Annotated in this window: 25 protein-coding genes; 11 read left to right on the top strand and 14 right to left on the bottom strand. The window is 58.6% G+C overall.

Annotated elements, in window-relative coordinates:
- Positions 1-7: 7 nt before the first annotated feature.
- Entirely contained in the window at positions 8-661 is a 654-nt protein-coding gene (locus FOY56_RS06455) for a response regulator (protein ID WP_186766273.1), read from the bottom strand.
- Between the two features lie 38 nt (positions 662-699).
- On the opposite strand from FOY56_RS06455, the gene FOY56_RS06450 reads away from it, so the two are divergent.
- The 4 genes from FOY56_RS06450 to FOY56_RS06435 all read left to right on the top strand — a co-directional run bounded on the left by FOY56_RS06450 (position 700) and on the right by FOY56_RS06435 (position 4,721).
- Positions 700-2,658 carry a sensor histidine kinase gene (locus FOY56_RS06450; protein ID WP_146344995.1) on the top strand — a complete coding sequence of 653 codons (1,959 nt, stop codon included), beginning with the start codon at positions 700-702 and terminating at the stop codon, positions 2,656-2,658.
- A 128-nt stretch (positions 2,659-2,786) separates the two neighbouring features.
- On the top strand, positions 2,787-3,359 hold the full coding sequence (locus tag FOY56_RS06445) for a carboxymuconolactone decarboxylase family protein (RefSeq protein WP_146344994.1): 573 nt from the start codon (positions 2,787-2,789) through the stop codon (positions 3,357-3,359).
- A 121-nt stretch (positions 3,360-3,480) separates the two neighbouring features.
- Complete coding sequence (locus FOY56_RS06440; RefSeq protein ID WP_146344993.1) at positions 3,481-4,125, top strand: DsbA family oxidoreductase; 645 nt, start codon at positions 3,481-3,483, stop codon at positions 4,123-4,125.
- A gap of 2 nt (positions 4,126-4,127) precedes the next feature.
- Complete coding sequence (locus tag FOY56_RS06435) at positions 4,128-4,721, top strand: TetR/AcrR family transcriptional regulator (protein ID WP_146344992.1); 594 nt, start codon at positions 4,128-4,130, stop codon at positions 4,719-4,721.
- A 26-nt stretch (positions 4,722-4,747) separates the two neighbouring features.
- On the opposite strand, the gene FOY56_RS06430 is transcribed toward FOY56_RS06435, so the two are convergent.
- From FOY56_RS06430 to FOY56_RS06415, 4 genes are all read right to left on the bottom strand, one after another.
- Positions 4,748-5,524, bottom strand: a complete 777-nt coding sequence (locus tag FOY56_RS06430) for an IclR family transcriptional regulator (protein WP_146344991.1) — start codon at positions 5,522-5,524, stop codon at positions 4,748-4,750.
- Between the two features lie 32 nt (positions 5,525-5,556).
- Positions 5,557-6,918, bottom strand: a complete 1,362-nt coding sequence (locus tag FOY56_RS06425; protein WP_146344990.1) for a TRAP transporter large permease — start codon at positions 6,916-6,918, stop codon at positions 5,557-5,559.
- Between the two features lie 10 nt (positions 6,919-6,928).
- Entirely contained in the window at positions 6,929-7,597 is a 669-nt protein-coding gene (locus FOY56_RS06420; protein WP_146344989.1) for a TRAP transporter small permease, read from the bottom strand.
- A gap of 99 nt (positions 7,598-7,696) precedes the next feature.
- Positions 7,697-8,929, bottom strand: coding sequence for a TRAP transporter substrate-binding protein (locus FOY56_RS06415; protein WP_146344988.1), 1,233 nt, complete (start codon positions 8,927-8,929; stop codon positions 7,697-7,699).
- Between the two features lie 128 nt (positions 8,930-9,057).
- Between FOY56_RS06415 and FOY56_RS06410 the strand changes: the two genes are divergently transcribed.
- Both FOY56_RS06410 and FOY56_RS06405 read left to right on the top strand, forming a co-directional pair.
- The gene (locus tag FOY56_RS06410) at positions 9,058-10,680 is read left to right on the top strand and encodes a GMC family oxidoreductase (RefSeq protein ID WP_146344987.1); all 1,623 of its coding nucleotides are present in this window, start codon (positions 9,058-9,060) and stop codon (positions 10,678-10,680) included.
- A 205-nt stretch (positions 10,681-10,885) separates the two neighbouring features.
- Positions 10,886-12,052, top strand: a complete 1,167-nt coding sequence (locus FOY56_RS06405) for a Gfo/Idh/MocA family protein (protein WP_146344986.1) — start codon at positions 10,886-10,888, stop codon at positions 12,050-12,052.
- Here FOY56_RS06405 and FOY56_RS06400 read toward each other — a convergent pair.
- The 7 genes from FOY56_RS06400 to FOY56_RS06370 all read right to left on the bottom strand — a co-directional run bounded on the left by FOY56_RS06400 (position 12,049) and on the right by FOY56_RS06370 (position 18,003).
- The gene (locus FOY56_RS06400; protein ID WP_146344985.1) at positions 12,049-12,789 is read right to left on the bottom strand and encodes a sulfite exporter TauE/SafE family protein; all 741 of its coding nucleotides are present in this window, start codon (positions 12,787-12,789) and stop codon (positions 12,049-12,051) included. The two genes, FOY56_RS06405 and FOY56_RS06400, sit on opposite strands and share 4 nt — an antisense overlap.
- A 27-nt stretch (positions 12,790-12,816) precedes the next feature.
- Entirely contained in the window at positions 12,817-13,587 is a 771-nt protein-coding gene (locus tag FOY56_RS06395) for a GntR family transcriptional regulator (RefSeq protein WP_146344984.1), read from the bottom strand.
- Positions 13,584-14,444 carry an NAD(P)-dependent oxidoreductase gene (locus FOY56_RS06390; protein WP_146344983.1) on the bottom strand — a complete coding sequence of 287 codons (861 nt, stop codon included), beginning with the start codon at positions 14,442-14,444 and terminating at the stop codon, positions 13,584-13,586. The genes FOY56_RS06395 and FOY56_RS06390 overlap by 4 nt, the downstream gene beginning before the upstream one ends.
- Complete coding sequence (locus tag FOY56_RS06385) at positions 14,441-15,343, bottom strand: NAD(P)-dependent oxidoreductase (RefSeq protein ID WP_146344982.1); 903 nt, start codon at positions 15,341-15,343, stop codon at positions 14,441-14,443. The genes FOY56_RS06390 and FOY56_RS06385 overlap by 4 nt, the downstream gene beginning before the upstream one ends.
- 29 nt (positions 15,344-15,372) lie before the next feature.
- Positions 15,373-16,452, bottom strand: a complete 1,080-nt coding sequence (locus FOY56_RS06380) for a Gfo/Idh/MocA family protein (protein ID WP_146344981.1) — start codon at positions 16,450-16,452, stop codon at positions 15,373-15,375.
- 200 nt (positions 16,453-16,652) lie between these two features.
- Entirely contained in the window at positions 16,653-17,291 is a 639-nt protein-coding gene (locus FOY56_RS06375) for a glutathione S-transferase family protein (protein ID WP_146344980.1), read from the bottom strand.
- Between the two features lie 34 nt (positions 17,292-17,325).
- Positions 17,326-18,003 (bottom strand): FadR/GntR family transcriptional regulator, encoded by a 678-nt coding sequence (locus FOY56_RS06370; RefSeq protein ID WP_146344979.1) that lies wholly within the window; start codon positions 18,001-18,003, stop codon positions 17,326-17,328.
- Between the two features lie 164 nt (positions 18,004-18,167).
- On the opposite strand from FOY56_RS06370, the gene FOY56_RS06365 reads away from it, so the two are divergent.
- Genes FOY56_RS06365 through FOY56_RS06350 form a run of 4 tightly spaced genes read left to right on the top strand, consistent with a single transcriptional unit; the run spans position 18,168 to position 21,584 of the window.
- Positions 18,168-19,313: a zinc-dependent alcohol dehydrogenase gene (locus FOY56_RS06365; protein ID WP_146344978.1), complete on the top strand. Its 1,146-nt coding sequence runs from the start codon at positions 18,168-18,170 to the stop codon at positions 19,311-19,313.
- Between the two features lie 43 nt (positions 19,314-19,356).
- On the top strand, positions 19,357-20,262 hold the full coding sequence (locus FOY56_RS06360) for a dihydrodipicolinate synthase family protein (protein ID WP_186766261.1): 906 nt from the start codon (positions 19,357-19,359) through the stop codon (positions 20,260-20,262).
- Positions 20,263-20,279: 17 nt separating this feature from the next.
- Positions 20,280-20,585: a DUF1330 domain-containing protein gene (locus FOY56_RS06355; protein ID WP_146344976.1), complete on the top strand. Its 306-nt coding sequence runs from the start codon at positions 20,280-20,282 to the stop codon at positions 20,583-20,585.
- 27 nt (positions 20,586-20,612) lie between these two features.
- On the top strand, positions 20,613-21,584 hold the full coding sequence (locus tag FOY56_RS06350; RefSeq protein ID WP_146344975.1) for a quinone oxidoreductase family protein: 972 nt from the start codon (positions 20,613-20,615) through the stop codon (positions 21,582-21,584).
- Between the two features lie 17 nt (positions 21,585-21,601).
- Here the strand turns inward: FOY56_RS06350 and FOY56_RS06345 are convergent, their stop codons facing one another.
- Positions 21,602-22,006 carry a cupin domain-containing protein gene (locus FOY56_RS06345; protein WP_146344974.1) on the bottom strand — a complete coding sequence of 135 codons (405 nt, stop codon included), beginning with the start codon at positions 22,004-22,006 and terminating at the stop codon, positions 21,602-21,604.
- Positions 22,007-22,058: 52 nt separating this feature from the next.
- On the opposite strand from FOY56_RS06345, the gene FOY56_RS06340 reads away from it, so the two are divergent.
- On the top strand, positions 22,059-23,114 hold the full coding sequence (locus FOY56_RS06340) for an Ldh family oxidoreductase (RefSeq protein WP_146344973.1): 1,056 nt from the start codon (positions 22,059-22,061) through the stop codon (positions 23,112-23,114).
- Between the two features lie 101 nt (positions 23,115-23,215).
- Here the strand turns inward: FOY56_RS06340 and FOY56_RS06335 are convergent, their stop codons facing one another.
- Positions 23,216-24,184: a Bug family tripartite tricarboxylate transporter substrate binding protein gene (locus FOY56_RS06335; protein ID WP_186766260.1), complete on the bottom strand. Its 969-nt coding sequence runs from the start codon at positions 24,182-24,184 to the stop codon at positions 23,216-23,218.
- Positions 24,185-24,246: the final 62 nt, after the last annotated feature.

The following is a 24,246-nucleotide window of genomic DNA, read 5'->3' as shown; positions in this document are numbered from 1 at the left end:
GATCGGGTCACAGATACCGCGCGGTCTCAAGATACCCCTCGCGCAGGGCATAACTCAAAAGCTCGGCGACCGAATGGACGCCGAGCTTGCGCATCAGGTTGGTGCGGTGATTATCGACCGTCTTGGCGCTGACGCCCAGGTGTTCAGCAATCTCACGATTGGCCTTACCAGCGGCAATCAATGTCAGGATCTGCGCCTCGCGCGCGGTCAGCCCTTGGGCAGGCGGCGCATCTTCCAGCATCGCGCGCACCTCGGGGGCCACGACTTTACCACCGTGCAAGATCACCGGGATCGCTTGCGCCAGCGCTTCGGGGTCACCGCTTTTGGAAAACAACCCGTCAACCCCGGCGGCCACCAGCTCGCTCATCAACCCGACCGAGCTCAGCCCCGTGAAGATAACAATACGCGTGTCGGGTGCCCAACGCCGCACCTCGTGAAACACATCGACGCCTTGGGCATACGGCATCGCGATATCCAGCGTGAGAAGATCGGGCATGTGCTGGCGTGCAAGGCTGATCGCGGTCAGCCCGTCCGAGGCTTCGGCAACAACCGAAAGCCCGTCATGGCCTTCCAGAATCCCACGAATGCTATTGCGAAGGATCGCGTGATCGTCGGCGATCACCGCCGTCCAGCTCTTGCCGGTCTCCAACGTAAGCGTCACTTGAAAATTACTCGGATCGTCATCGAAAAGCAGGCCCTGTGGCAGTAATTGCGAAATATCTGTTCGCCCTTGTTTTTGCGGCACTCGCCACGTTTTGGCAAGCCGGGTGTGTTCTGGCAGCACCTGCGCAGTCGATTGAGCAGGCTCACCTGAACCCCCTGCCCGACGCCGAATTCCTGATCGATCCGACAGGGGCTTTCTCAGTCGACTCTGTTCTGGCCCAGACATTTCAACCTCTGGCCCGGCCTTTTGCCGACTTTGGGTTTGTCCGCGACGTGTTCTGGTTAAAGGCCGAAATCGTGAACCCGACTGCAGAGGCAAAGACCCGAAAGCTATCGCTGGAAGTCCCCTATGTCGCCGAGATGACGGCCTATCTGATCCTGCCCCGGCAATCCCCGCAAACGATCCTCAAAAACGTTGCGACAGATCCGTTCTCGACGCGCTCGGAAAACTACCGAAACCTTGCCGCAGATCTGACCCTGCCCGCCGAGACCCAAGCCACTCTGCTGATCCGGTATCGATCAGACCAGTCGACACAGCTGCAGGTCAGGATAGAAACCCCTGCGGCTTTCTATTCCCGAATTCGGGGCGAAGACGTTTTCTATTGGTCCCTCATGGGCATTTTGGCCGGAATCGTGGGAATCACCGTTCTGTATCTAACCAGTGTCGGGTTCCGCCCCACGATGTGGTTTGCGGGATATATGGCCGGATCAGCACTGTATCTGGCGCATACCGACGGCTATGCCTTTGCCTATCTCTGGCCCAATTCGCCCAATTGGAACAGCTCGGCCGTCGCCCTGATCGGGCTTGTCGTTGTTGCGCTTGGCACCGGCTTTGCCCGGGCCTTTGTCGATGCCCCGGTTAATCATCCGGTGCTGAACCGCACTCTTGTTGCCGCCATCACCGGCAACGTATTGTGGCTTAGCGGATCGCTCTTCTTCCTGGATCAGGATTGGTACAAGATCATCGGTTTGGCCTATGCAGGTCTGTGCGCGGTGCTTCAGCTTATCACCGGCATCGCGGCCCTGCGTCGGGGGCATCCGGGGGCCGGGTTCTTTATGGTGGGACTGACCTCGGTCTCAGTCTCGGTCTTGATGGGGGTGACAGGGTATCTGATCCCGGGGCTGTTCGATCAGGACATTGCCGGACGCGTTGGTCAGATTTCTTTGCTGGTCGAGGCGGTGTCGTTTTCCTCGGCCATCTTCCGGCACCACGAAACCCTGCGCGATCAGCGCGACACGGCTCTGGCGGCCGAAGTCCGGCTGTCGCACGAACGACTGGAACTGAGCGAAGCCCTGTATTCGGCCGAGAAGGAACAGCAAGACGCGCTCCGGCTGGCCGAAGCGCGCCGCGCGCAACTGGCCTCGACCGCGCATGACATCCGCCAGCCGCTGGCGTCCTTGCGGATGGCGATGCTGGACATGAACCGCGATGACAGCACCACGGCCAGTCAGATCGGCCAAAGCTTTGATTATCTGGAAACGCTTGTGCGCCAGAACCTGGATGCCACGCATCCAGACGCCGACTGGCAGCAAGAGGCAGCAACCGAGAATGCCCCGATCGAACACTTTCCCGCCTCGATCGTACTAAACAACATCGCTGCGATGTTCCGGCAAGAGGCGGCGGCCAAAGGGCTGGATCTGCGCTGTGTTCCCAGCAGCGCCGAACTTGATACCGACCCGGTCGCCCTGACACGGATCGTGATGAACCTGGTCGCCAATGCGATAAAGCACACAGAAACCGGCCGTATTCTGATCGGGTGTCGCCGCCTGTCAGACGGATGCCGGATCGAGGTTCACGATACAGGCGCAGGCATGACCCCGGAAGAAATCGACCACGCATTGCAACCCTATGCTCTTGGCGAAAACTCTCAAGGCACAGGACTTGGACTTGCGGTGGTTGCGGACCTGGCCCGCGCGCATGGCGCCCGGTTTGAGCTGTCCTCGCAAAAAGGACGTGGCACCAGTGCTTGCGTCACCATATCCCGGCCAGTCTGAAAATCACGAGGGTCCGAGGGCGCTGCGCGTGCAGGCTCACAAATGAGTGATCACTCAAATATCACATTGAGCAATCACTCAAAGTACCCTAAGTCACGTGCATCGCCACTTAGCTCAGGATTGAAACCATGGCCGACTTTACCATCCACACCCTCGACACTGCCCCCGAAGAGTCCACGCCGTTGCTGGAAACATCTCTGAAGCGCAACGGCCGTATCCCCGGTCTGCACGGTGTTATGGCAGAGGCCCCCGGCCTGCTGGCCGCCTACAACTTTGCGCATCAGCAGTTTCTGGCAACCAGCCTGACCGACGAAGAAAAGACCGTTGTCTGGCAGGCTGTTAACGTCGAACAGAACTGCCACTATTGCGTTCCGGCCCACACTGGCATCGCCAAGATGATGAAGGTCGACGACGCCATCACAGACGCGCTGCGCAACGAGACCCCCTTGCCCACCGCCAAGCTGGAGGCTTTGCGCGATTTCACTCTGCTGGTTGTGCGAAACCGTGGCTTTGTGGACGAGGCCGACACGCAAGCGTTCCTTGACGCGAGATTTACCCAGCGCAACATTCTTGAGGTGATCCTGGGTGTGTCGCAAAAGGTGATGTCGAACTACACCAACCATTTTGCCCAGACACCGGTCGACAAAGTGTTCGAAAAATTCGCATGGCAAAAAGCCGATGGGCTGAAACAAGCCAGCTGACCGAGTAAACGGCTCGGGCCCCGCGCCCGGGCCGACATCGGCCCCTGTTTTGCTGATATGCACGCCGCAACTGGTTTCGTTTCGCAAACGCCCCATGTAAAACTGCACGTAAGAGGATCACATGACAGACACACTTCGCATCGACATCGTATCGGACGTGATGTGCCCCTGGTGCATCATCGGCTATCGCCAGTTGGCGCAGGCGCTGGACGCGTCGGGCGCCGATCACGAGATTCATTGGCACCCATTCGAACTGAACCCGAACATGCCCGCCGAGGGTCAGAATGTGCGCGAGCATATCATCGAGAAGTATGGCTCCACCCCCGAACAATCGGAACAATCGCGCAACCAGATGACCGCGATTGGCGAGGAACTGGGGTTTCCGTTCAGGTTTGCAGAAGACATGCGGATGCACAACACGTTCAACGCCCATCAGTTACTGCATTGGGCCGGAACGATGGATCGCAAACACGATCTGGAAATGGCGATGTTTACAGCCCATTTCACCAACCGGCGCGACTTGTCGGACATATTCGTTCTGGCCGATATCGCGGGCGAGATCGGGTTGGACCGGGATGCCGCTTTAGACGTGCTTGAACGCCAGCAATTCGCCGAAGAAACCCGCGCGCTTGAACAATTCTGGATCAAACAAGGCATTCAGGGCGTGCCTGCAGTTGTGTTCAATGGCCGCCACCTTGTCACCGGAGCGCAAGGCGTCGAAAACTATAGCCGCATGCTGGACCATCTGGCCCAAGCAAAGGACTGACCATGGCCCGCGCCGCCGCTTATGACCGAGATACGGCGCTGGAGGCTGCCATGACTTTGTTCTGGCGCAAAGGGTACCATGCGACGTCTCTCAAGGATCTTGAGGGCGCGCTCAGCATGAAACCGGGCAGCATTTATGCCGCGTTTGACAGCAAAGAGAACCTGTATCTTCTGTCGCTGAAACGGTATTTCGAAACCTCACGCGCGAATATGAAGGCGCAACTGACACAGGCGTCCTCACCGCTGACAGGATTAGCCGACCATTTCCGGTCTTATGCAGACCTGTCGCCTCAGGACGCCATGCGGCAGGCCTGTATGCTGACAAAAACGCTGGTCGATACACAAAGCACCGACCCCGGGATCTCACAAGTCACCAAAGACTATCTTGCGCAGATGCGTGAAGAGTTCGCCCGCACCTTTTCAGCGGCCCAGAAAGCCGGGGAATTGCCTGCAGGCGCCGATCCTGACCGGCTGGCCCGACGGTTTCAGGCCAATCTGACCGCCTTGCGACTGGAACTGCATCGCGGGGCATCACAGGCCGAGGTCGCCGGGTTGGCAGAAGACATGGCGAACGAGTTAGAGCAGCTTAGGGTCTGAGGCCCCGGCCCGCGCCCGACGGCGAGTTACTCTTCGGTCAGAAGACTCGACAATTTGGCCGCCGACGCTTTCAGCATATCGACATGGGTGATGGCGTCCGGCAGTGACAGCCGTTGCTCGGGCGCGTGAAAAGACAGGGTCGACACAAGCCGCCCGTTCGCTTCGGTAATCGGCACCGCAACGGCTGTCATACCTTCCATGAATTCACCATTGTCGGTCGAATATCCGCGGTCCCGCACCTTGATGGCTTCGGCAATCAGCGCTTCGGGATCAGAAATCGTGGTCGCGGTCCGGGCGTCCAGATCAGTCGACATGGCATAATTGCGCAAGTGGCGCCGATCCAGGCTGCTGAGGTACATCTTGCCACTTGCCGTGCAATAGAACGGCACCCGGGTGCCGACCGGCAACTGGATGCGCAGCGGCCATTTGGATTCAACCCGGTCAAGATACACCATCGCATCCCGGTCCGGGATGGCGATGTTGCAGGTCTCGCCGATGTCTTCAGCCAGCTTGCTCAAGATCGCGACCCGCGCTGTCCGGATCCGTAGGGACGACAACACACCAGTCGACATCTTGCGCAGACGCAGGCCTGGCGAATACCCCCGGCCATCGATTTCGCGCTGAATGAAGCCTTCATTTTCCAGCGTCGTGAACAGCCGATGGATCGTTGGCTTGGGCAGACCCAGCTTCTGGTTCAGCTCGGTCGGGGTGACGGGCACTCCGGCCTCGGCCATTTCCTCAAGAACCAGCAGCAAACGCAGGTTGGTCGGGATTGCGCCCTCCTTGCCGTTGGTGTCCGCCATACTTGCCTCATCCATCGTTCAATTTGCGTGTCTTATCGCGACGGAATCAGGATCGTTGAAAGGACCGGCACCAAAGCCACCACGATCCAGACTGCCAGAAGGGCAACAAGATACGGCACCGTGTAGCGCAACAGCCGGAAATACGGAACGCCCGTCACGCCGGATGCGACATAGAGGTTCAGACCATAGGGCGGCGTGATAAAGCCAATCGACGCGCCGACCAGGAAAATCACAGCGAACTGAACCGGTTCAACACCAACCGAATGCGCAATCGGCGCCAGGATCGGGGCCAAAATGATGGTCACCGGCAGACTTTCCAGAACCATGCCCGCGACGAACACGATGGCCATCGACGTGAACAAAACGGCATAATAGCCCCCCATGCCACGTACAAAATCGCCAATGAACTGCTGCGCGCCCAGAACCGACAGGATCTGCTGCATGACCACCGAAACGGCGATCAGCGGGGCAAGAATACCGGCAATCTGCGCCGACCGCATCGTGATCGACGGGAGTTCTGTGGGACTGAAACCTTTGACCACAAGGTACTCGGTGATGCTGCGCTCTTTGAAAGACCGCTCTTCCGATGGCGAGCCCATCATCCTGAAGATCGGCAGACTGAGGAAGCCGACGATGACGCAGAAGCCAACCGTTACACCCGCCGCTTCCGTGGGCGAGAACTTGCCCGTGTAAATGCCCCAAAGCACCAGTCCGATGGCAAAGAAACCAAGCCAGGCCCCGACGGCGGTCTTAAAGACACGGCCAAATTCCAGCCTGATCAGATAACCCCATCCATTTCGGGTACAGATGATAAAGGCCACCAGCATCATGCCGAAAACCATCATCGAACCAGGGATGATCCCCGCCAGGAACAGCTCGGAAATCGGCAGGTTCATCAGGAAGCCGTAGACGATGAAGATGATCGACGGCGGAATGATGATCCCCACCGTGCCCCCTGCAGCGGCAGTGGCTGCCGAAAACCGTTCGTCATACCCACCCTTGACCATTTCAGGATGCAGCATCGACCCGATGGTCGCCGTGGTTGCCGAATTCGACCCCGAAATCGCGGCGAACAGTCCGCAGGCCCCAAGGCTGGCCATTGCAAGCCCGCCCCTGAGCCAGCCCAGACAGGAATAGGCGAAGTCGCTAAGTCTGCGGGCGATGCCCGAGCGGTTGATCAGGTCTCCGGTCAGGATGAACAATGGCATCGCCAGCAAGGCAAAGCCGTCGGTGAACACATCCCCCAATGCCGCGCCGGTGTTGATCAGCGGCAACCCCAGAACAAAGCTCATCCCGATGACCCAGTATCCGATCACCAGAAAAACCGGCACGCCCAGCATGAAGAAAAAGGTGACCCCGATTGAGATCAATGTGACCCAGGTTCCGTCAGTCATGATGTTCTCCTTAGTCCGCACCGATGGCGACAGGGGCAATCAGGGTGTCACCCGACCGATAGTTGTTCAGATCAATCAGCCAGTTCTCCATGGATCGCGCTGTGATCAAAACAAAACTGAGCGGGACCGAGATCAGGAACCACCATTGCAGTATGTTGTCGGTGCCCAGCATGATCTGGAAATTCGCCGCCGAATTGGCCGCAACTTGGGTCGAGGTCACGACCACAACCCAGGAAAACCCGATCCACAGGATGGCATCCAGCGTCAGACAGGCAAATTGCAACGGCCTTGGCATGTTGACACGAAATTCGGCAAAGGCCAGATGGGTGCGCAGCTTGACATTATAGGCGCATCCAGCCCACGTCATGATCAGAAACAGGAACGGCGGCAGGGTCGTCGACCACGGGGCCTGCACGTTCAGGAAAAAGCGTCGGAATACTTCGACAAAGATGATGGCGCCGATCAGCAGGTAAGTGGACACCATGACGGTCGATTCAAGCTTGCGCTCGATCCACGGCACGTACTTGTAAAGCAGAAGAAACAACAGCCCTCCCGAAATCGTCGCAAAGGCGCCGACCACCCAGGCCCCGTCGGTTTTCAGTGACTCACTGATCATCCAGGCGTCATTTGACAAAAGCGCGCTGAAAATCTCTGAGATCTCGCTGACAATAGTCGTCATGATCCGTCTCCTCCCCGAGACTGACAGTAGCGTGTTTATCTATTGTGAAAGAAAAAACTGCAGCGGCGGATCTTGAACCCGCCGCTGAGATTTTGAACTCTAAGCCTTCCACCAGCGGCGGGGCTCAACATTCTCCGGCTTCATGTCAGCAGGCACTTCGCGTGCGACACGATGCAGATCGGCGTAGGTGTCAATGCCACCAGCCCACTTGTTGATCCGCTCACGCCACTGCGCCCACGGCTCTGGGTTGTACTCGGGCGAACACATTTCTTCGGCCAACTTGATCTGCTCGTCGGCCATGAACGCCGTTCTCACGTCATTTTGCGCAAAGATGGTGTCTGGCAGTTGCGGATCAGAGTACCCAACAGTTTTGACCAGCGCCGCTTCGTTGGCAGCCTGAACATGGACCTGCGCCAGATAGGACGATTCCATCACGGCGTCCTGCAAATGCCCATCAAGGCCGTCGAATACCTTGGCCGACATCGCAGTGTGTTCGGTGCCACAGAAGAACCTCAGATCAACCGACTGAGACACAACTGGTGCCATGTTGGCGTATGCGACAGCAGACGCCCATGTTTCGGCCCCATCGATCAGACCAGTTTTAAGGGCGTCCAGCGTTTCTTCCCACGCTACGGGAACCGGATTCAGGTTCAAAAGCTGCATGGCGATCCGACCCAATTGGGTGCCCGTCACGCGGTTCTTGGTTCCGAACAGTTCGTCCAGCTTGGTGACCGTGGGTTTGTCAGCAAACGACTGACCCATTTGCAGACCACGCAGTTCACAATGGCTGAACAGGAACTTCAGACCGTGACGCTTTTCAAGCGGTTCCCGCAGAATGGCGTTGGATTCGGGGCTGTACATAAAGTGGTACTGCGCCGCCCGGCCGGGGAACACATAGGCATAGTCGAGAACGTTCAGATACGGCGCGCCACCGGCCGAGTTCTGGGTCGACGCCGCATAGATATCCACGATACCGTTCTGGGTTTTCTCGACACAAGACAACTGACCGCAGATCTGGTTGTCGCCAATGAATTCGACACGGATTTCGCCATCGGTGCGCGACTCAAGATCGCGGGCGAACTCCAGGCACCCTGCCCGTTCGATCAGCAGGTTGCGCGCGTTAAAACCGGCGGCACCGAATTTGAGCGTGACCTTGGCTTCCTTGGCATAGCGCTTGGTATAGGTCGACTCGGCTGCTGCCGCGAGCGACGGCAGCGTGACCAACCCTCCAATTGACCCCGCTGCGAGTAAGGTCGAGGACATCCCATACTGTCCTGCGAGCTTGAATAAATCACGGCGGGAAATCCCACTGAGCTTGTCTGATACTGTCATGAACGCCTCCTCCTGAATTCATAAACTGTCATTTTTGAGACTTGCAGTATCATTTTTAGGTACTTATGATTAGTGAAGCAAGGAAAACTTGATCTAGATCAATATTTGCGATCCCGGAGGACGAGAAAATGCAGACAAAGCAAGCCGATTACATCGTGGTTGGTGCTGGGTCTGCAGGGTGCGTTCTAGCCAATCGGTTGAGCGCAGATCCGGCGAATCGGGTGGTTTTGCTGGAGGCTGGCGGGCCGGATAGCAACCCGTGGATCCATGTGCCGGTCGGGTATTTCAAAACCATGCACAATCCGAAAACCGACTGGTGTTACAAGTCCGAGTCCGACCCCGGATTGAACGGCCGTCGGCTGGATTGGCCACGCGGCAAGACGCTGGGGGGATCCAGCTCGATCAATGGTCTGTTGTATGTACGCGGCCAGAAGGAAGACTATGACCGCTGGGCCCAGATGGGCAATCGCGGCTGGGGCTATGACGATGTGCTGCCTCTGTTCAAACGCTCGGAAACCCATGAATTTGGCGAAGGCGAACATCACGGCGGCGATGGCGAGCTTTCTGTTTCGCTGATCCGCACCAAAAGCGACATTTCCGAAGCCTTCATCGAAGCCGCCGTTGAAATGGGCGTGCCGCGCACCGACGATTACAACGGCGAGGATCAGGAAGGCGCGGGATATTTCCACCAGACCGCACGCAACGGGTTGCGCTGTTCCAGCGCGCGGGCGTTTCTGAACCCGGCCAAGACCCGCTCAAACCTGGAAGTGATCACCCACGCCCACACCGAATGCCTGCTGTTTGACCCTTCCGACCCGCGCCGTGTGACAGGCGTCCGGTATCTGCAGAACGGCAAGCCGACGGAGGTCCACCTGACCCCCGGTGGCGAAGTCATCCTGTCTGCAGGGGCCATCGGATCGCCGCAGATCCTGGAACTGAGCGGCATCGGGCGCGGCGACGTGTTGCAGAAGGCCGGGGTAGACGTTCGGCATGACTTGCCCGGTGTTGGCGAGAATCTGCAGGATCACCTGCAGATCCGGCTGGTCTTTGAAGTCAATGTTCAAACGATGAACGACGCCATCAACAAATTCATACCCCGTATGGGCATCGGTCTGAACTATGTCTTGTTTCGAAAAGGCCCGATGAGCCTGGGTGCCAGCCAAGTCTGTATCTTTGCCAAGTCGATGGACGGTCTGGAAACGCCGGACATCCAGTTTCATTTTCAACCCCTGAGCGCAGACAAACCGGGGATCGAAATGCATCCCTTTTCGGGCATCACGTCATCGGTTTGTCAGCTACGTCCCGAAAGCCGGGGCCACATCCATATCGCCAGTCCCAACGCGACGGATTATCCCAAGATCGTACCGAACTATCTGTCAGCCGTTGCCGATCAGCTGTGCGCCGTCCGCGCCATCAAATTCGCGCGCGCGATGACCAAAACCCGCGCGCTCAGCCGGTTCATCCTGCGCGAGCACGTGCCCGACAATGACCCGCAGACCGACGACCAACTGCTGCAATGCGCCCGTGATATCAGCCAGACGATCTATCATCCGACCAGCACTTGTCGGATGGGTCAGGACAAGATGGCCGTTGTTGATGACCGCTTGAGGGTCCATGGCATCGCCGGGTTGCGCGTCGCCGATGCCTCGATCATGCCTGACCTTGTGTCGGGCAACACCAATGCGCCGACCATCATGATTGGCGAAAAGGCCAGCGACATGATCCTTGCAGATCGCAAAGCTCTGTCCTGACCGGCGGCCGAGGTGTTCTTTGGGGCAAGCCCTGCACGGCGATCTTGTTGCGGGCCGTTGCATCCAAAGTAAGGGCTGGCCGTTCAAATTGTTGACAGTCACCCCGCCCCACACTTAGCCAAGACATCAAGAGCGTGATGGCGTGACGCGATACATTGCGCACATCAGGCGACGCGGCACGTGACAGCGTTGGGGGAGTTCGGAGATGACCTTCAAAATCGGGGTGATCGGATGTGGCCGTATCAGCGACATCTATCTGCAGAATTGCGCCCGCTTTGATGAGATTGAGATCGTCGCCTGCGCCAGCCTTGATGCAGCTGAATCCGCCGCCAAGGCCCAACAGCACAGCATCCCAAAATCCTGCCCACCTGACGACATCTTCGCCGATCCACAGATTGACGCTGTTCTGAACCTGACGATCCCCTCGGCACATGCCGACATCACTTTGAGGGCGTTGGACGCGGGTAAGCACGTCTATTCCGAAAAGCCCTTTGTTACCGACCTGTCCGATGGACAGCGCATCCTGTCACGCGCAGCCGAGACCGGGCTGACGGTCGGCAATGCGCCGGACACATTTCTTGGCGGGCGCTGGCAAACCTGCCGCAAACTGCTGGACTCGGGCGTGATCGGGCATCCCACCGGCGTAACCGCATTCGTTGGTACACATGGCTTGGAACACCTGCATCCCAACCCGGATTTTTTCTATCAGCCGGGCGGCGGGCCATTGCTGGATTTCGGCCCGTATTATCTGACCGCAATGATCTTCCTTCTTGGCCCTATCGCACGGGTCGCAGGGTTGTCGCGCCGGACGTTCAACAAACGGATGATCGAAAACGGCCCGCGCCAAGGCGACTGGATGCCGGTTGACGTCGACACCCATATTGAAAGCCTGCTGGAATTCCGCTCGGGCGTGATTGGGTCCATGACCATGAGCTTCGATATCTGGGACAGCGAGATGCCACGCCTTGAGATCTATGGTACAAAAGGCACCCTGTGCATTCCGGACCCGGACCCGGTCGATGGTGCCAATGTGTTTCATGGTCCGGTTTATTACCGAACGCGTGACACCGCGCGCTGGGCGCGCCAGCCCTGGCCACCGGAACACGACACCTGGCAAGAGGCCGAGAACACCCACGGATTCAACGAAAATGCACGTGGATTGGGGCTTTTGGATTTGGTGTACGCAGTTCGCGGCGGGCGCAAACCCCGCGCATCAGCAGACATCGCATATCATGTGAGCGAGGCGATGGAAGGCATTCTGACCGCCCCGAAACTTGGCCGCTATGTCCAGATCACGTCAACCTGCGACCGCCCGCCGCCTTTGCCGGAAGACTTTCCCGACAGCGAAGGCGCATCCCCCGGACCGCGCTAGTAGAAGTTTTCGGCCAGAAGACGAAACGCCAGAAGCGTCAGCAGGCTAAGAATGATCCGGTCGAAAACCTCGCGCGATACGTGGCGCGCCAGAAAACCCCCAACCGGCATGAAGGCGACCAGCGGGAGCGAGGCCAGAACCGAATAGGCAAACCGCTCGGTCGTCATGATCCCAAGCGCAATTTGGACCGGTAACTGCGCCAGCGCCATGAACGAAAAGAACAACGACATCGTCGCGATGAATTGCTTGCGCTCAAGCCGAAGTGCATTGACGAAAGTGATCGATACTGGGGCCGACAATCCAGTGGCCCCCTGCAAGACGCCGCCAATTGTGCCGACCGGCACCGCAAGGCGATTGGCGAGGCTCATGTCCAGCGTCCAGCCGGGCTGGATCAGGCGAAACGTGACATAGACAAGGACGATCACCGCCACCGACGTTGTCAGAATGGCACTGCTCAGCCCGGCCAGCGCAATGGTTCCAAGCCCCGCGCCCACCAGTCCGGCCAAGGCGAATCTAAGGGCAAACCCCTTGTCCGGGATATGTGCCCGGAACTGCCAGCCCTGCACAGCGTTCGACAAGATGTTGGGCATGATGAACACCGCGACGGCAAAGGGCACATCCACAAGGATCGCCATGATCGGCACTGCAAGGATCGGTGCGCCCGCCCCGATGGCCCCTTTCAGGATGCCGCCCAACGCGAAGGCAACACAGACCAAAAACAAATGCTCATAGGACATGGCATTTCCTCTTGGCGCGCCTGTGAATCACCGTTTTTCCAACTCGAAATTCAGCGAAAAGCGGTTCTCGGGATGCACGGAATAGGTCAGCAGGTACACCTGCCCGTCCTCACCACTATAGCGCCGCAGAATGATCAGGGCGGGCGAGCCTTCTTCAACCGCCAGCAGCCCGGCTTTTTCTGCGTCGACCCGGGTCACCGACATCTCGACTTGAGCGGTCGCCGCCGTGTGACCATGCGTGGTTTCAATCTGGCGCAACAGCGACACCCCGGCCGGGTTCGGTTGTTTCAGGACATCCGCAAAGTCGGGGCGCACATAAGCTTCCAGCCAGGAAATCGGGGCTTCGGTGCGGCGCGCAATCCGCATGGCGCGCAGCCGCGTCCAGGCCTGCCCCGGCGACGACCGCAACATCAGCGCCAATTCGGTCGAGGCGACGACCCGCTTGGTGGCCAATTGACGGCGATAGGTTTCCGACGGGTACTGAAACAGCTCTTCAAACGAACTCAAGGTTTGCACGATCTGGTCTTTGGGGCGTTGCGCGATCACGATTGTTCCGACACCTGAGCGGCGTTCGACCAGACCAAGGTCACGCAGGACATCCAGAGCCTTTCGGATCGTGAACCGGCTGGCATCAAAGCGCGCACAAAGCTCATGTTCGGTCGGCAGACAGCTGCCCGGATCATAGTCGCCGCGTGCAAGTTCGGCGACAAGCGTGTCGCCAATCACCTGATAGCGAGGCTTTGATTTCGACTGTTTCCCGGTCGGCGCCGGTGATCTGATCAAAGCTGGGTCGCTCATTCCACGCCCCCCGCCCGCGCGATCGCCTTGATGATGGCTGCGTTGTCCAACCCGGCCTCGTCATTGTCCATACAATCGCGCATCATGGCCGCATAGGTCCGGGCAAATGGCAACCCCTGCCTCTGCTCGGCAGCGACTGTCAGGATCAGACCAAAGTCCTTGGCCGACTGTTCGATCCGTCCTTGTGCATCAAAGTCCTGAGCCACCATTTTCGGCCCCTTTGTCTTCATCACGGCAGAGGCAGCTGCCGTATCCTGCAACAACTCCAGAAAGGCATCCGGAGCCAGGCCCACGCGATTGGCAAAAACCAGCCCTTCGGCCAGGGCCGCGCGGTTCAGCCCCAAAACAAGGTTCACCGCCAGCTTGGCGCGGTTTCCATTGCCCAACGGCCCGACATAATGCTGCGACCTGCCGATGGTGCCCAGCAAGACAGACAACGCCTGCGCATCCGCCGGATCACCGCCGACCAGAAACACCGCGTCGCCCATCGCCAGTTGTTTGCTGGTGCCCGAGATCGGAGCTTCGATCAGACGCCAGCCTTTTTGCGCGGCTGCCATGCCAAGACCGGACATGCGCATCGGATCGCAGGTGCTGATCGAAATCAGACAGGCCCCGTCGCGCTCGGGTGCCTGAGCAATCAAGTCCGACAATTGATCGGTATCGAAGACGCAGGAAAACACGTAATCCTGCTGCCAAACCAGCCCCGGGTCGGATGCCTGCCCGGCTGCGTCTTCCAACAACTTGCACCGCGCCGGATCCGGGTCAAAACCGGCAACCGAACGGCCTGAGCGCAGCAACCGGCCCGCCAAGGCCGTCCCGACCAGCCCTAGCCCGAAAACACCTGCGGATCGGTTCATTTCCCGGCCTCCATGTCCTTGATCAAATCGTCGTATAGCGAATACAACCACGAGAAATCTGTGTCTTTGCGACCGGTTTCAACTGCGGTGGCCAGAATGGAGCGGGTCAGGGACGCGATCGGATGCTGTGCATCCAGCGTTTCACTGAACGCGACCGCCAGCCCCAGATCCTTTTCCAGATTTGCGATGGTCGACCGAGCCTGCATCGTGCCGCTCAGGATATCGCGGGGAAACCGGGTGTCGGTGACAAAACTGCGCGCGTTTCCGGCATTCAGGACGTCAACGGCAAGGCTGGCATCCAGACCAGCCCGTTCCGCCAGCTTTAGGCCCTCGCAGGTGGCAAGAAAACTGCTGTGCAGGATCATGTTATGAACCAGCTTCATCGCGTGGCCTGACCCGGTCGGCCCCAGATGAAAGACCCGGTCGGCGATGGCATCGAACACCGGCGCGCAACGGGCGATAATGTCAGCGTCCCCTCCGACCATCAGCGTCAGTGTTCCTGCATCTGCCCCCGCGGCACCACCGGTCATGGCGGCATCGACATACCCCACACCCTGAGCCGCCAGTTCCTGTGACAGAGCGCGGCTTTGATCAGGGTCTGACGTTGTGACGTCGATGATGGTCCGCCCTGCCGGGATTTTGATCGCCGCCAAAGCCCGAGATATCTGCGCGGTGCCGGGCACAGCGAACAGGGCGACATCGGCAGCCTCGAACAGATCGGTCAGATCAGAGCTTTGGAGCGCATCGTTCAGACCAGCCCGCTCGGCGGCTGAGGTATCGATATCGAACACAGCGCGCAGCAAACCCGCCGCGTTCAGGTTTCGCGCAATCCCGGCCCCCATCTGGCCCAACCCCACGACAGCTACACGCGGGGGGGAAGGGTTTCCGACGTCACTCATGGCATCGCTTTCGGGCCAGAAAACCGCATCTATTGCCCAGCCGCAGCCTTGAGATCGGCCAGTTGGGCCAGCGCGTGGTTCGACATTGGCAAATCAACCGGTTCATTGATCTCAGCCGACACATCGGCCGCCGAATACGCCTCCATCACCATGCGCGCATGTTCCGGCGACACCATCACGTCGCGGCCCAACAACACGTCTTCCAGAAAATGCAGCGTCTCAGGGCCCATCTGACCGGCAAACACATGATCGACGTGTTCACCCGGCATTGTCGACATCGGGTATTGGGTGCCTCCCTCGACCGTGTTGAGCCAGTTGTCGCGGCTTGTGTCGTCAAGGATCAGTGCGCCATCAGTTCCCGTGATTTCAATCCAGGTGCCACAATAATTCGGATAGCTGGGCGGCAGGTTCCACCCGCCCCCGATCACCACAAGCGTGCCGTCATCCATCGTGACTGTGGACCACATGCAATCGTAAGACCCGTTCAGCTCTTTCATATAGCCATAGGCCCCTTGCGAATAGACCCGCACCGGCTTGGCCGGAGCAAGCAGCCAGAACACAAAATCCAGATCATGGGTGGATTCCATCGCGACGGGCGACAAACGCACGCGGTTGGCGATCTTCTTGCCCAGATTGCGCGACAGGTGGCGGCTGACCATGACGTTGACGACCTTGCCCAGGGTGCCATCAGCAATCGATTTCTTGGCATAAGCGATTTTCGGGGCGAACCGCTGGGAATACCCGATGGTAAACTTGACGTTCTTTTCGTGCGACAGGGCGACCAGTTCGTCGGCCTCCCAAAGTTCCAGCGCGATGGGTTTTTCCAGCAGCACATTTTTACCCGCCTTCAGGCAATCGCGCGCGATGGGGTAATGGGACTGCTCGGGCGTGGTCGAGATATAAACAACCTCGATCGCGGGGTTGTTGACGATATCCATATAATCCGTGGTCGCCGTCGCCGGATTGGTTTCGGCTTTCACCTCGGCCAGCCGTTCGGGTTTGATCTCGCAAATGTGCAGCTTGTCGACCAGCGCCGATTTGGACAGCGTCAGCGCCCGTATGCCACCACACCAGCCTGTTCCGATCACAGCCACTTCTACTTGTCGCATCACGTTCCCCCCAAAAGATCGACTCGCTGTGCAGTTGGCAATAATGTCCGGACATTTGTCAATCACTCAATCTCCAGATGGTAGCCTTGAGGCACTTTCTACTGACCCATTGCCGCGCAAGGGAATTTAAGTCCGGACAAAACCAAACCCGGACACTCGCAAAAGTGCCCGGGTCAAACCAACTCAATTCAGAACCGCGCTCAGGGCATCGGCACGTCGCCTGCGTCCTTGGGCACCTTGTATCCACGCTGAACCGCCGGGCGTTCGGCAATGCGCACGTACCAGTCGCGTACATTGGGATAGGCATTCATATCGATTTCCTGCCATTCGAACCGCGAAATCCATGGCCAACACGCCATGTCGGCGATGGTGTATTCGCCCCGCCCTTCTCCGGCGATGTAATCGCGCCCTTCCAGCCGCTCATTCAACACGCGGTACAGACGATGAGCTTCGGTAGAATACCGCTTTTCGGCATAGTCCGACGTGCCTTTGTTATACTTCACAAAGTGGTGCACCTGCCCCAGCATCGGGCCAAGACCGCCCATCTGCCACATCAGCCATTCCATCATGCGCCAGCATTCCGGCCCCTCGCACGAGAACTTTCCGTATTTGTCGGCGAGATAAAGCATGATCGCCCCGGTCTCCATCAGGGTCTGGCCGGTGTCGTGATCGACAATGGCCGGAATCCGGTTGTTCGGCGCAATCTTCAAAAAATCGGGGGCGAACTGTTCATCCTTGGAAATGTCGATTGAATGCGTGGTGTAGTCGATCCCAAGCTCTTCCAGCAGGATTGACACCTTACGCCCATTCGGCGTGGTCCATGTGTAAAAATCAATCATCGTGTTCCTTTCGATTGAGCCAATCAGATCGCCGTCAGGCGTCGGCGGTCATAGAGTTGAGGGTGGATTGAAGATGCGTTCGCATTGCCTTTTGCGCGGCGGGCCGGTCCCTGTTTTCAAGCGCGGCAACAATCTTTTCGTGTTCACGGAATGAATGATAATTTGTTGGTGGCGCGCCATCTGACGGGCTTAGCCGGCGCCAGACCACCACGGTACGCACGCCGTTCACGATTTTGAACAAATCATACAGCAGCGGGTTGCCTGCACTTTTTGCGATCAAATCATGAAAGGCCGCATCCAGTTCTTCGTATACGCGCCAGCTGCGCGCGTTTGGCATGGCATTGCACAGGCGACGCAGTTCCGACAACTGTCGGGGCGTAGCGTGCAACGCTGCCATCTGCGTCAGCTCGGGCTCTAGCGCCAGACGCGCCACCATTGCTTCGTGCGGGCCGGTACGTTCGGCCAAGGCGGCCACGTCACCAACAGCCCCGCCTGAATAGCGAGGCATGACCGGCTGACGCACATAGGTGCCGGATCCGACCTTGCGCTCCAACCGTCCTTCAGCCTCAAGAACCAGCAACGCGTTGCGCAGATCTGCCCGGCTAAGCCCCAGCATCGACGCCAACTCGCGCTCAGGCGGGAGCTTGGTGCCTTCGGACAGTTCAGCCGTGGCGAACCAGGCCCGAACGCGATCCAGTGACTTCGCGCTCATTGGTGCACCATTACATTTTTATTAGCCGACAAACCCGCTACATCTGTGCGCAGAACGTCCGATTTACTTCTATACAAGCTGAATTACCTCATATACTAATGTCACGAGCCACTTGGTTGCTCATTTCGCATCATTGGTCAACCTTTAAATGAGAATTCCCCAAAATGACCCTGACATCGACCGACGCAACCCCGGACACCAAAACCAACCAACCCGTTCCTGACACGATGCAGGCCTGGGTTCTGGGCGATCCGGAGGAGCTTAAGCGCGTTGAAAAGCCAGTGCCAACCCCCGGCCCGTCCGAGGCATTGGTACGCGTCGATGCCGTGGCGATCTGCGCCACCGACCTGGAAATTCTGACATATGGCACGCCGGCGCTGGTCGAAGGCGGCGCGCCGTTCAACAAGAATTTCACCATCGGACATGAATACATGGGCACAGTCGCGGCCCTTGGCCCCGGCGTTGATGAATTCGAAGTGGGTGACCGCGTGACGGTTGAAGTGCACGCAGGCTGTGGCCAGTGCAAACGCTGCCGGATGGGCATGTATACGTCGTGCCACAACTATGGCCTGAACTATGGCGACAAGAACAAGGGCCACCGGGCCAACGGCTTTACCACCAACGGCGGCTTTGCCGATTATGTGGTGAACAACATCAACACGATGATCCGCGTGCCCGATGCCATGACCGACGAAGAGGCGACGCTGGTCGTCACCGCCGGGACTTCGATGTACGGATTGACCGAGTTGGGCGGGCTGGTTGCGGGCGAAAGCGTTGTTGTCATCGGCCCCGGCCCCATCGGCCTGTTGGCCGTCGCTGTTGCCAAGGCGCTTGGCGCCGCTCCCGTCGTCATGGTCGGCACCCGCGAAAACCGCAACAAGATCGCGCTTGAACTGGGCGCGGACGTCGCAATTGACGCGCGCTCAGAAGATGTCGTGGCGCGGGTCAAGGAACTGACCGGCGGGAAAGGCGCAGACTATGTCGTGGACTGTGCTGGCAACGAAACCACCGCCAATCAGGCCGTCCACATGACTAACCGAGGCGGCAAAATCTGTCTGGCCGCCTTCCCGAAAAAGCCCGTACAGTTCGATCTGGGGTATCTGGCGGTCAACAACATCTATCTTTACGGCATTCGCGGCGAAGGGCGGTCTGCAACCCACCGGGCCATGGCGTTCATGGCCGAAAAGCGGTTCGACGCCTCGAAAATCCACACTCACACGTTCCCCATGGACGACCTGCCCACGGCCTTTAAATATGCCCGCGAGCGGATCGACGACGCCATCAAGGTCGTCGTATCGAACCGCACCTGATAAAATCGACAGAAACCAAGTAACCAAAGACCGGAATTTCCTGATGAGCAAAGCCCGTCGCGGTATATATGCCGCCGCTGTCACCCCGTTTAACGCCGACGGATCGATGAACTTCGCCAAATCGATCGCCTATTGCCAGTACCTGATGACGGATGGCGGTTGTGACGGCGTCGCGCCAACAGGCACCACCGGCGAAGGGACATCGGTCGCGATGCGGGACCGGCTGGCCCTGCCCACCGCCTTTGCCGAGGCCGGGATTGAAACTGATCGGGTCATCTTTGGCACCGGATCGCCGGCCTCGGGCGACTGTGTCGACCTGACCCGCGCCGCCATCGACGCGGGGTTCAACAACGTGCTGGTGTTACCACCCTATTATTACAAATCGCCCTCGGATGACGGGCTGTTCAACTATTACGCCAATCTGGTCGAAAAGATCGGTCGCGACGATCTGCGGGTGTATATGTATCATTTCCCACAAATGACCCAAGTGCCGCTCTCACCCGATCTGGTAACACGGCTGCGCAAGGAATTCGGTCAGGTCATCGCCGGGCTGAAGGACAGCAGCGGCGATTTCGAACAATCCCGCGCTATCGTTGAGGCCACCGGCGGCGTTGCGGAAGATTTCGACGTCTATCCGTCCTCGGAAGCGATGCTGTGGGACGGGCTGGATATCGGCACGGCTGGTATCATCTCGGGCTCGACCAATGCGTTCGGGGCCAAGGCGCAAGCTGCGTTGCAAGCCCCTGCAGGCACCGAACGCGACGCTGCAATGGTGGCCGTCAAAGCCGCCCGCACGATGGCATCCGGATATCCGCTGATGGCGGCGATGAAACAGGTCGAAGCCTGGCGCACCGGTGATGATGACTGGACCCGCATGGCCCCACCGCTTCTGCCACTCAGCGACGCCCAGCAGGCATCGTTGAAGGCTGATATCGCCGCGTTGGACTAAGCCGAAAGGACCCTTCCATGCCCGCCTACTGGATAGCCCGTTCAAAGATCAATGACCCGGTCGCCTATAAGAAATACACTGACCGGGTGCCCGAGATTATCGCCAGTCATGGCGGTACCGTTCTGGCGCGGGGCGGCGATTATCAGATCATGGAGGGGCCTGAAAAGTTCCACCGCTTTGTCGTCATCGAATTCCCGACGATGGAGGCTGGCGTGTCCTGCTTTCAGTCCGATGAATACAACGATGCCGCCCGCCATCGTCGCGAAAATGGCGCGGGCGAGGTTGAAACCGTGATGGTCACCAGCGGCGACGCAACCGTTTAAGTCTTAGCGCAAAAAAGGATCCAAGCCATGGTCAGCGAAATCATCATGCACGAACAAGGTGCGCCATCGGTGATGCATCTGGTTGAGGTCGATCTGGCCCTGCCCGGCCCCGGCGAGGTTCAGATCGAACAGACCGCGATTGGTCTGAACTATATGGATGTGTACCAAAGGTCCGGCCATTATCCTATGCCACTGCCCAGCAAACTGGGGCTTGAGGCGGCAGGAGTCGTGACGGCTATCGGCCCGGATATTGACGATATCAAAATCGGCGACCGGGTCGCATATGCCGGTGCGCTTGGGTCTTATGCCACGCATCGCAATGCCCCTGCTGCCCGGGTAGTTCCGCTGCCCGACGGTGTTTCGGATGAGGTCGCAGCGGCCGTTCTGATGAAGGGCATGACCGTTGAATACCTGCTGAACCGCACCCACAAAGTTGGCTCCGGAGAGGACATCCTGTTCTGGGCCGCTTCGGGCGGTGTCGGACAACTGGCCGGTCAATGGGGCAAGCATCTGGGCGCGCGGATGATCGGTGTCACATCGGGCCCGCAGAATTGTGCGGATATCCTTAAACTGGGGTATGACGCCGCGATTGACCGCAAGTCGGAAGACGTCGCTGCACGGGTTGCCGAGCTGACGAACGACAAAGGCGTGCGCGTGGTCTATGACAGCATCGGCGCGGCCAGCTTTGAGGCCTCGATCGCGTCGCTTGCGACCTATGGTCTGTTCGTGTCTTTCGGCGCGACAACCGGTGAAGCGCCCGCTGTTGCGCCCGGATTGCTCCAGAAAAGCGGATCGCTGTTCTTTACCCGCCCGACCTTGGCCGATTACGTCGGCCCGCGCGCCGATCTTCTGGCGTCGGCGGCGGCAGTGTTCGATATGGTGGAAAAGGGCGTCCTGACGGTCAACATCAACCAGCGTTTTGCACTGGCCGATGTCGTAAAGGCGCATGAAGCACTGGAAAGCGGAACGACCACCGGATCCACGATCCTGGTGCCTTGATGTCAGGCCAGTCGCGTTCAGACCTGATCGCGCGGCGACATGTGGGGCACGGTTTCACCGGTTTCGGTAAATGTGCGCGTTACGTCGCGCGCGCCATAGATCCACAGGATGACCAGCCGCCCGTCTCCGACATTTCGAAAGTAATGCGGGGCGTTGGCCGGAACAAAGGACGTGTCCATCGGCCCGACAATCGTGGTCTTGCCATCAACCATCGCCTCGGCAGTGCCCTCCAGAATCGTGACCTGTTCGGCGCAGTTGTGGGTGTGCAGCGGCGCGCCACAGCCTTTGGGAAACACGGTCGTACCCGTGGTGAACGGCGTTTCTTCCGCGTTGCCCTTGCCGACCATAAGACGTGTTTCCACGCCATCGCCCCGGCTGAACACGTCGATCTCGTCATATCCGATGATTATTCCGCCTGACATGGCTGGTCCCTTTCTTCGCAATATCTAACTGACTGATCCCGGAGGCGTCTTGATGACCCAGCCCACCGAAACCGTTTCCCTGCAACATCTTTCGCAATTCATCGCACAGGCCTTTGTCGCCTGCGGAATGCCCGCCGGTGACGCTGGAAAGGCGGCGGACCTGATGGCGAAAGCCGACCTGATGGGTAAGGATGCCCACGGCGTGTTCCGCTTGCCGCAATACATCCAACGCATCAAAGCGGGTGGTATGAACGTCACGCCATCGTTTCGCCTGATCGAAGATCGAACCTCGACCGCATTGATCGATGGTGACAATGGGTTGGGCCATCTGGTGATGAGCCATGCCGCTGATCTGGCGATGGAAAAGGCCGAGAAGACCGGTATTGCCTGGGTCGGAGCGCGCCATTCTAACCATGCGGGTCCGGCGGCGCTGTACGCGATGAAGCCGCTGGAACGCGACATGATCGGCATCTATGTCGCAGTTGGCAGCGCCAACCACTTGCCGCCCTGGGGCGGGACCGAGATGTTGCTTTCGACCAATCCGATTGCTTTTGCGATCCCGTCCGGAACCAATCCGCCCATCGTTCTGGATATGGCGACGACGGTGGCCGCTTATGGCAAGGTCAAGACGGCCGCGCAGCGTGGTGAGACGATGCCCGAAGGCTGGATGATCGACAAGCTCGGCAATCCGTTGACCGACCCCACTCGTGCCAGCGAAGGCTTCCTTCTGCCGATTGGCGGACCCAAGGGATATGGGCTGGCGCTGATCTTTGGTATTCTGGCAGGGACGCTGAATGGCGCCGCCTTCGGTCGGGATGTGATTGATTTCAATGCGGATGACACGACCACAACCAACACTGGTCATTTTGTCATCGCACTGGACATCAAAGCGTTTGCAGATCCTACTCTGTTCAAGGCCGGTATCGACAAGGTCTGGGATGAAATGAAATCCTCGCCCCGGTTGCCAGGCGTTGATGAGATCCGCTTGCCGGGCGAAGGGTTGGCCAAAACCACGCGGGCCCGCAGACAGTCCGGCATTCCGATCCCTGCCCCGTTGAGAGGCAAGCTGGACACGCTCGCACGCGATCTGAACATTGCGACGCTCTGACATCCTTACCCCCTAAACTTTTGATTTAAAATGAAACTGGCCGGATGAACCGGCCAGCTTGGTGTGATGATACGGCCAGTCCGCACCATCCGATTTTCAAATTACTGGGTCAGGGATTCAACCAACGCCTTGTAATCCACGGTCTGCTGTTCGCGCATTACCTGGTATCCGGGACCGTCGATCAGATCGATGGTTTCGTTCAAACGACCCATCATCCTCTTGAAAGTCTTGTCTTCCATCAACTGCGTAAAGGCTTCGTTCAGGGTGGCCAGGACGTCAGCCGGCGTGTCGGCAGGTGCGAGAACCACACGGTGCATGAAGCCCACATCACCGCCAATACCAAGCTCGGCAAAGGACGGGACATCATCAATCATGCGCTCGTTGCCAGCCGTTGCCAGAATGCGGATTTTACCTGCATCCACCTGTGCACCCAACGTCGAGGGGAAGCCCATCGTGATATCCGCATCACCCGACAGCAAAGCCTGCATTGCGGGTCCACCACCTTTGTAGGGAACGAGGTTGAACTGGGTTCCGCTGGCTTTCATGATCTGGGCTGCGGGGACAAACAAGGCGCCCCAGTTGCCGGAATGTGCCATCTGGATGCCGCCGGGGTCGGCTTTGGCGGCTGCGATCAGGTCGTCATAGGTCTGGTAGGGGCTGTCGGCGCGTACGACGATGCCGATCGGAGCATAGTTGACCCGTGCGACCGGGACAAAATCCTTGAGCGGATCATAGGGCAGGTTTTCGACGTGCTGCTGCAGCATGTCGATATAGTTGTGTGTAAACAACAACGTATAGCCGTCAGCTTTGGAATTGGCGACCTCTTGCGTGCCTTTCTGACCACTTGCGCCCGGAGTCAGACGCACGATCATGGCCTGGTTCAGGTATTGCGGAATGATCGAGGTGATGACACGCGCGTTCAGGTCATGCGAGCCGCCCGCGCCAAGTGGGATCACCATGGTGATCGGCTTTTCCGGGTACTCGGCCTGGGCCGTCCCCATGGTCGCGGCAAGCGCAAAGCCCGCCCCGGTGATCGCCATCGCGATCCGTCTTGTTACCGTTTTGTACATGTTGTTTCCTCCCATTTTTCCGTTTTGTACAATTTGTTCCGGCCCCTAATGACCAGATTGAC

The organism is Falsiphaeobacter marinintestinus (assembly GCF_007923355.1).
Lineage (GTDB): Bacteria > Pseudomonadota > Alphaproteobacteria > Rhodobacterales > Rhodobacteraceae > Phaeobacter_A > Phaeobacter_A marinintestinus.
Note: the sequence above shows the minus strand (reverse complement) of the source record. Positions and strands in the feature narration are given on the sequence as shown.

Coding starts and splice junctions, on each gene's coding strand:
- FOY56_RS06445 (WP_146344994.1), top strand. CDS start 2,787: ATGGCCGACTTTACCATCCACACCCTCGACACTGCCCCCGAAGAGTCC.
- FOY56_RS06440 (WP_146344993.1), top strand. CDS start 3,481: ATGACAGACACACTTCGCATCGACATCGTATCGGACGTGATGTGCCCC.
- FOY56_RS06435 (WP_146344992.1), top strand. CDS start 4,128: ATGGCCCGCGCCGCCGCTTATGACCGAGATACGGCGCTGGAGGCTGCC.
- FOY56_RS06430 (WP_146344991.1), bottom strand. CDS start 5,524: ATGGCGGACACCAACGGCAAGGAGGGCGCAATCCCGACCAACCTGCGT.
- FOY56_RS06425 (WP_146344990.1), bottom strand. CDS start 6,918: ATGACTGACGGAACCTGGGTCACATTGATCTCAATCGGGGTCACCTTT.
- FOY56_RS06420 (WP_146344989.1), bottom strand. CDS start 7,597: ATGACGACTATTGTCAGCGAGATCTCAGAGATTTTCAGCGCGCTTTTG.
- FOY56_RS06415 (WP_146344988.1), bottom strand. CDS start 8,929: ATGACAGTATCAGACAAGCTCAGTGGGATTTCCCGCCGTGATTTATTC.
- FOY56_RS06410 (WP_146344987.1), top strand. CDS start 9,058: ATGCAGACAAAGCAAGCCGATTACATCGTGGTTGGTGCTGGGTCTGCA.
- FOY56_RS06405 (WP_146344986.1), top strand. CDS start 10,886: ATGACCTTCAAAATCGGGGTGATCGGATGTGGCCGTATCAGCGACATC.
- FOY56_RS06400 (WP_146344985.1), bottom strand. CDS start 12,789: ATGTCCTATGAGCATTTGTTTTTGGTCTGTGTTGCCTTCGCGTTGGGC.
- FOY56_RS06395 (WP_146344984.1), bottom strand. CDS start 13,587: ATGAGCGACCCAGCTTTGATCAGATCACCGGCGCCGACCGGGAAACAG.
- FOY56_RS06390 (WP_146344983.1), bottom strand. CDS start 14,444: ATGAACCGATCCGCAGGTGTTTTCGGGCTAGGGCTGGTCGGGACGGCC.
- FOY56_RS06385 (WP_146344982.1), bottom strand. CDS start 15,343: ATGAGTGACGTCGGAAACCCTTCCCCCCCGCGTGTAGCTGTCGTGGGG.
- FOY56_RS06380 (WP_146344981.1), bottom strand. CDS start 16,452: ATGCGACAAGTAGAAGTGGCTGTGATCGGAACAGGCTGGTGTGGTGGC.
- FOY56_RS06375 (WP_146344980.1), bottom strand. CDS start 17,291: ATGATTGATTTTTACACATGGACCACGCCGAATGGGCGTAAGGTGTCA.
- FOY56_RS06370 (WP_146344979.1), bottom strand. CDS start 18,003: ATGAGCGCGAAGTCACTGGATCGCGTTCGGGCCTGGTTCGCCACGGCT.
- FOY56_RS06365 (WP_146344978.1), top strand. CDS start 18,168: ATGACCCTGACATCGACCGACGCAACCCCGGACACCAAAACCAACCAA.
- FOY56_RS06360 (WP_186766261.1), top strand. CDS start 19,357: ATGAGCAAAGCCCGTCGCGGTATATATGCCGCCGCTGTCACCCCGTTT.
- FOY56_RS06355 (WP_146344976.1), top strand. CDS start 20,280: ATGCCCGCCTACTGGATAGCCCGTTCAAAGATCAATGACCCGGTCGCC.
- FOY56_RS06350 (WP_146344975.1), top strand. CDS start 20,613: ATGGTCAGCGAAATCATCATGCACGAACAAGGTGCGCCATCGGTGATG.
- FOY56_RS06345 (WP_146344974.1), bottom strand. CDS start 22,006: ATGTCAGGCGGAATAATCATCGGATATGACGAGATCGACGTGTTCAGC.
- FOY56_RS06340 (WP_146344973.1), top strand. CDS start 22,059: ATGACCCAGCCCACCGAAACCGTTTCCCTGCAACATCTTTCGCAATTC.
- FOY56_RS06335 (WP_186766260.1), bottom strand. CDS start 24,184: ATGTACAAAACGGTAACAAGACGGATCGCGATGGCGATCACCGGGGCG.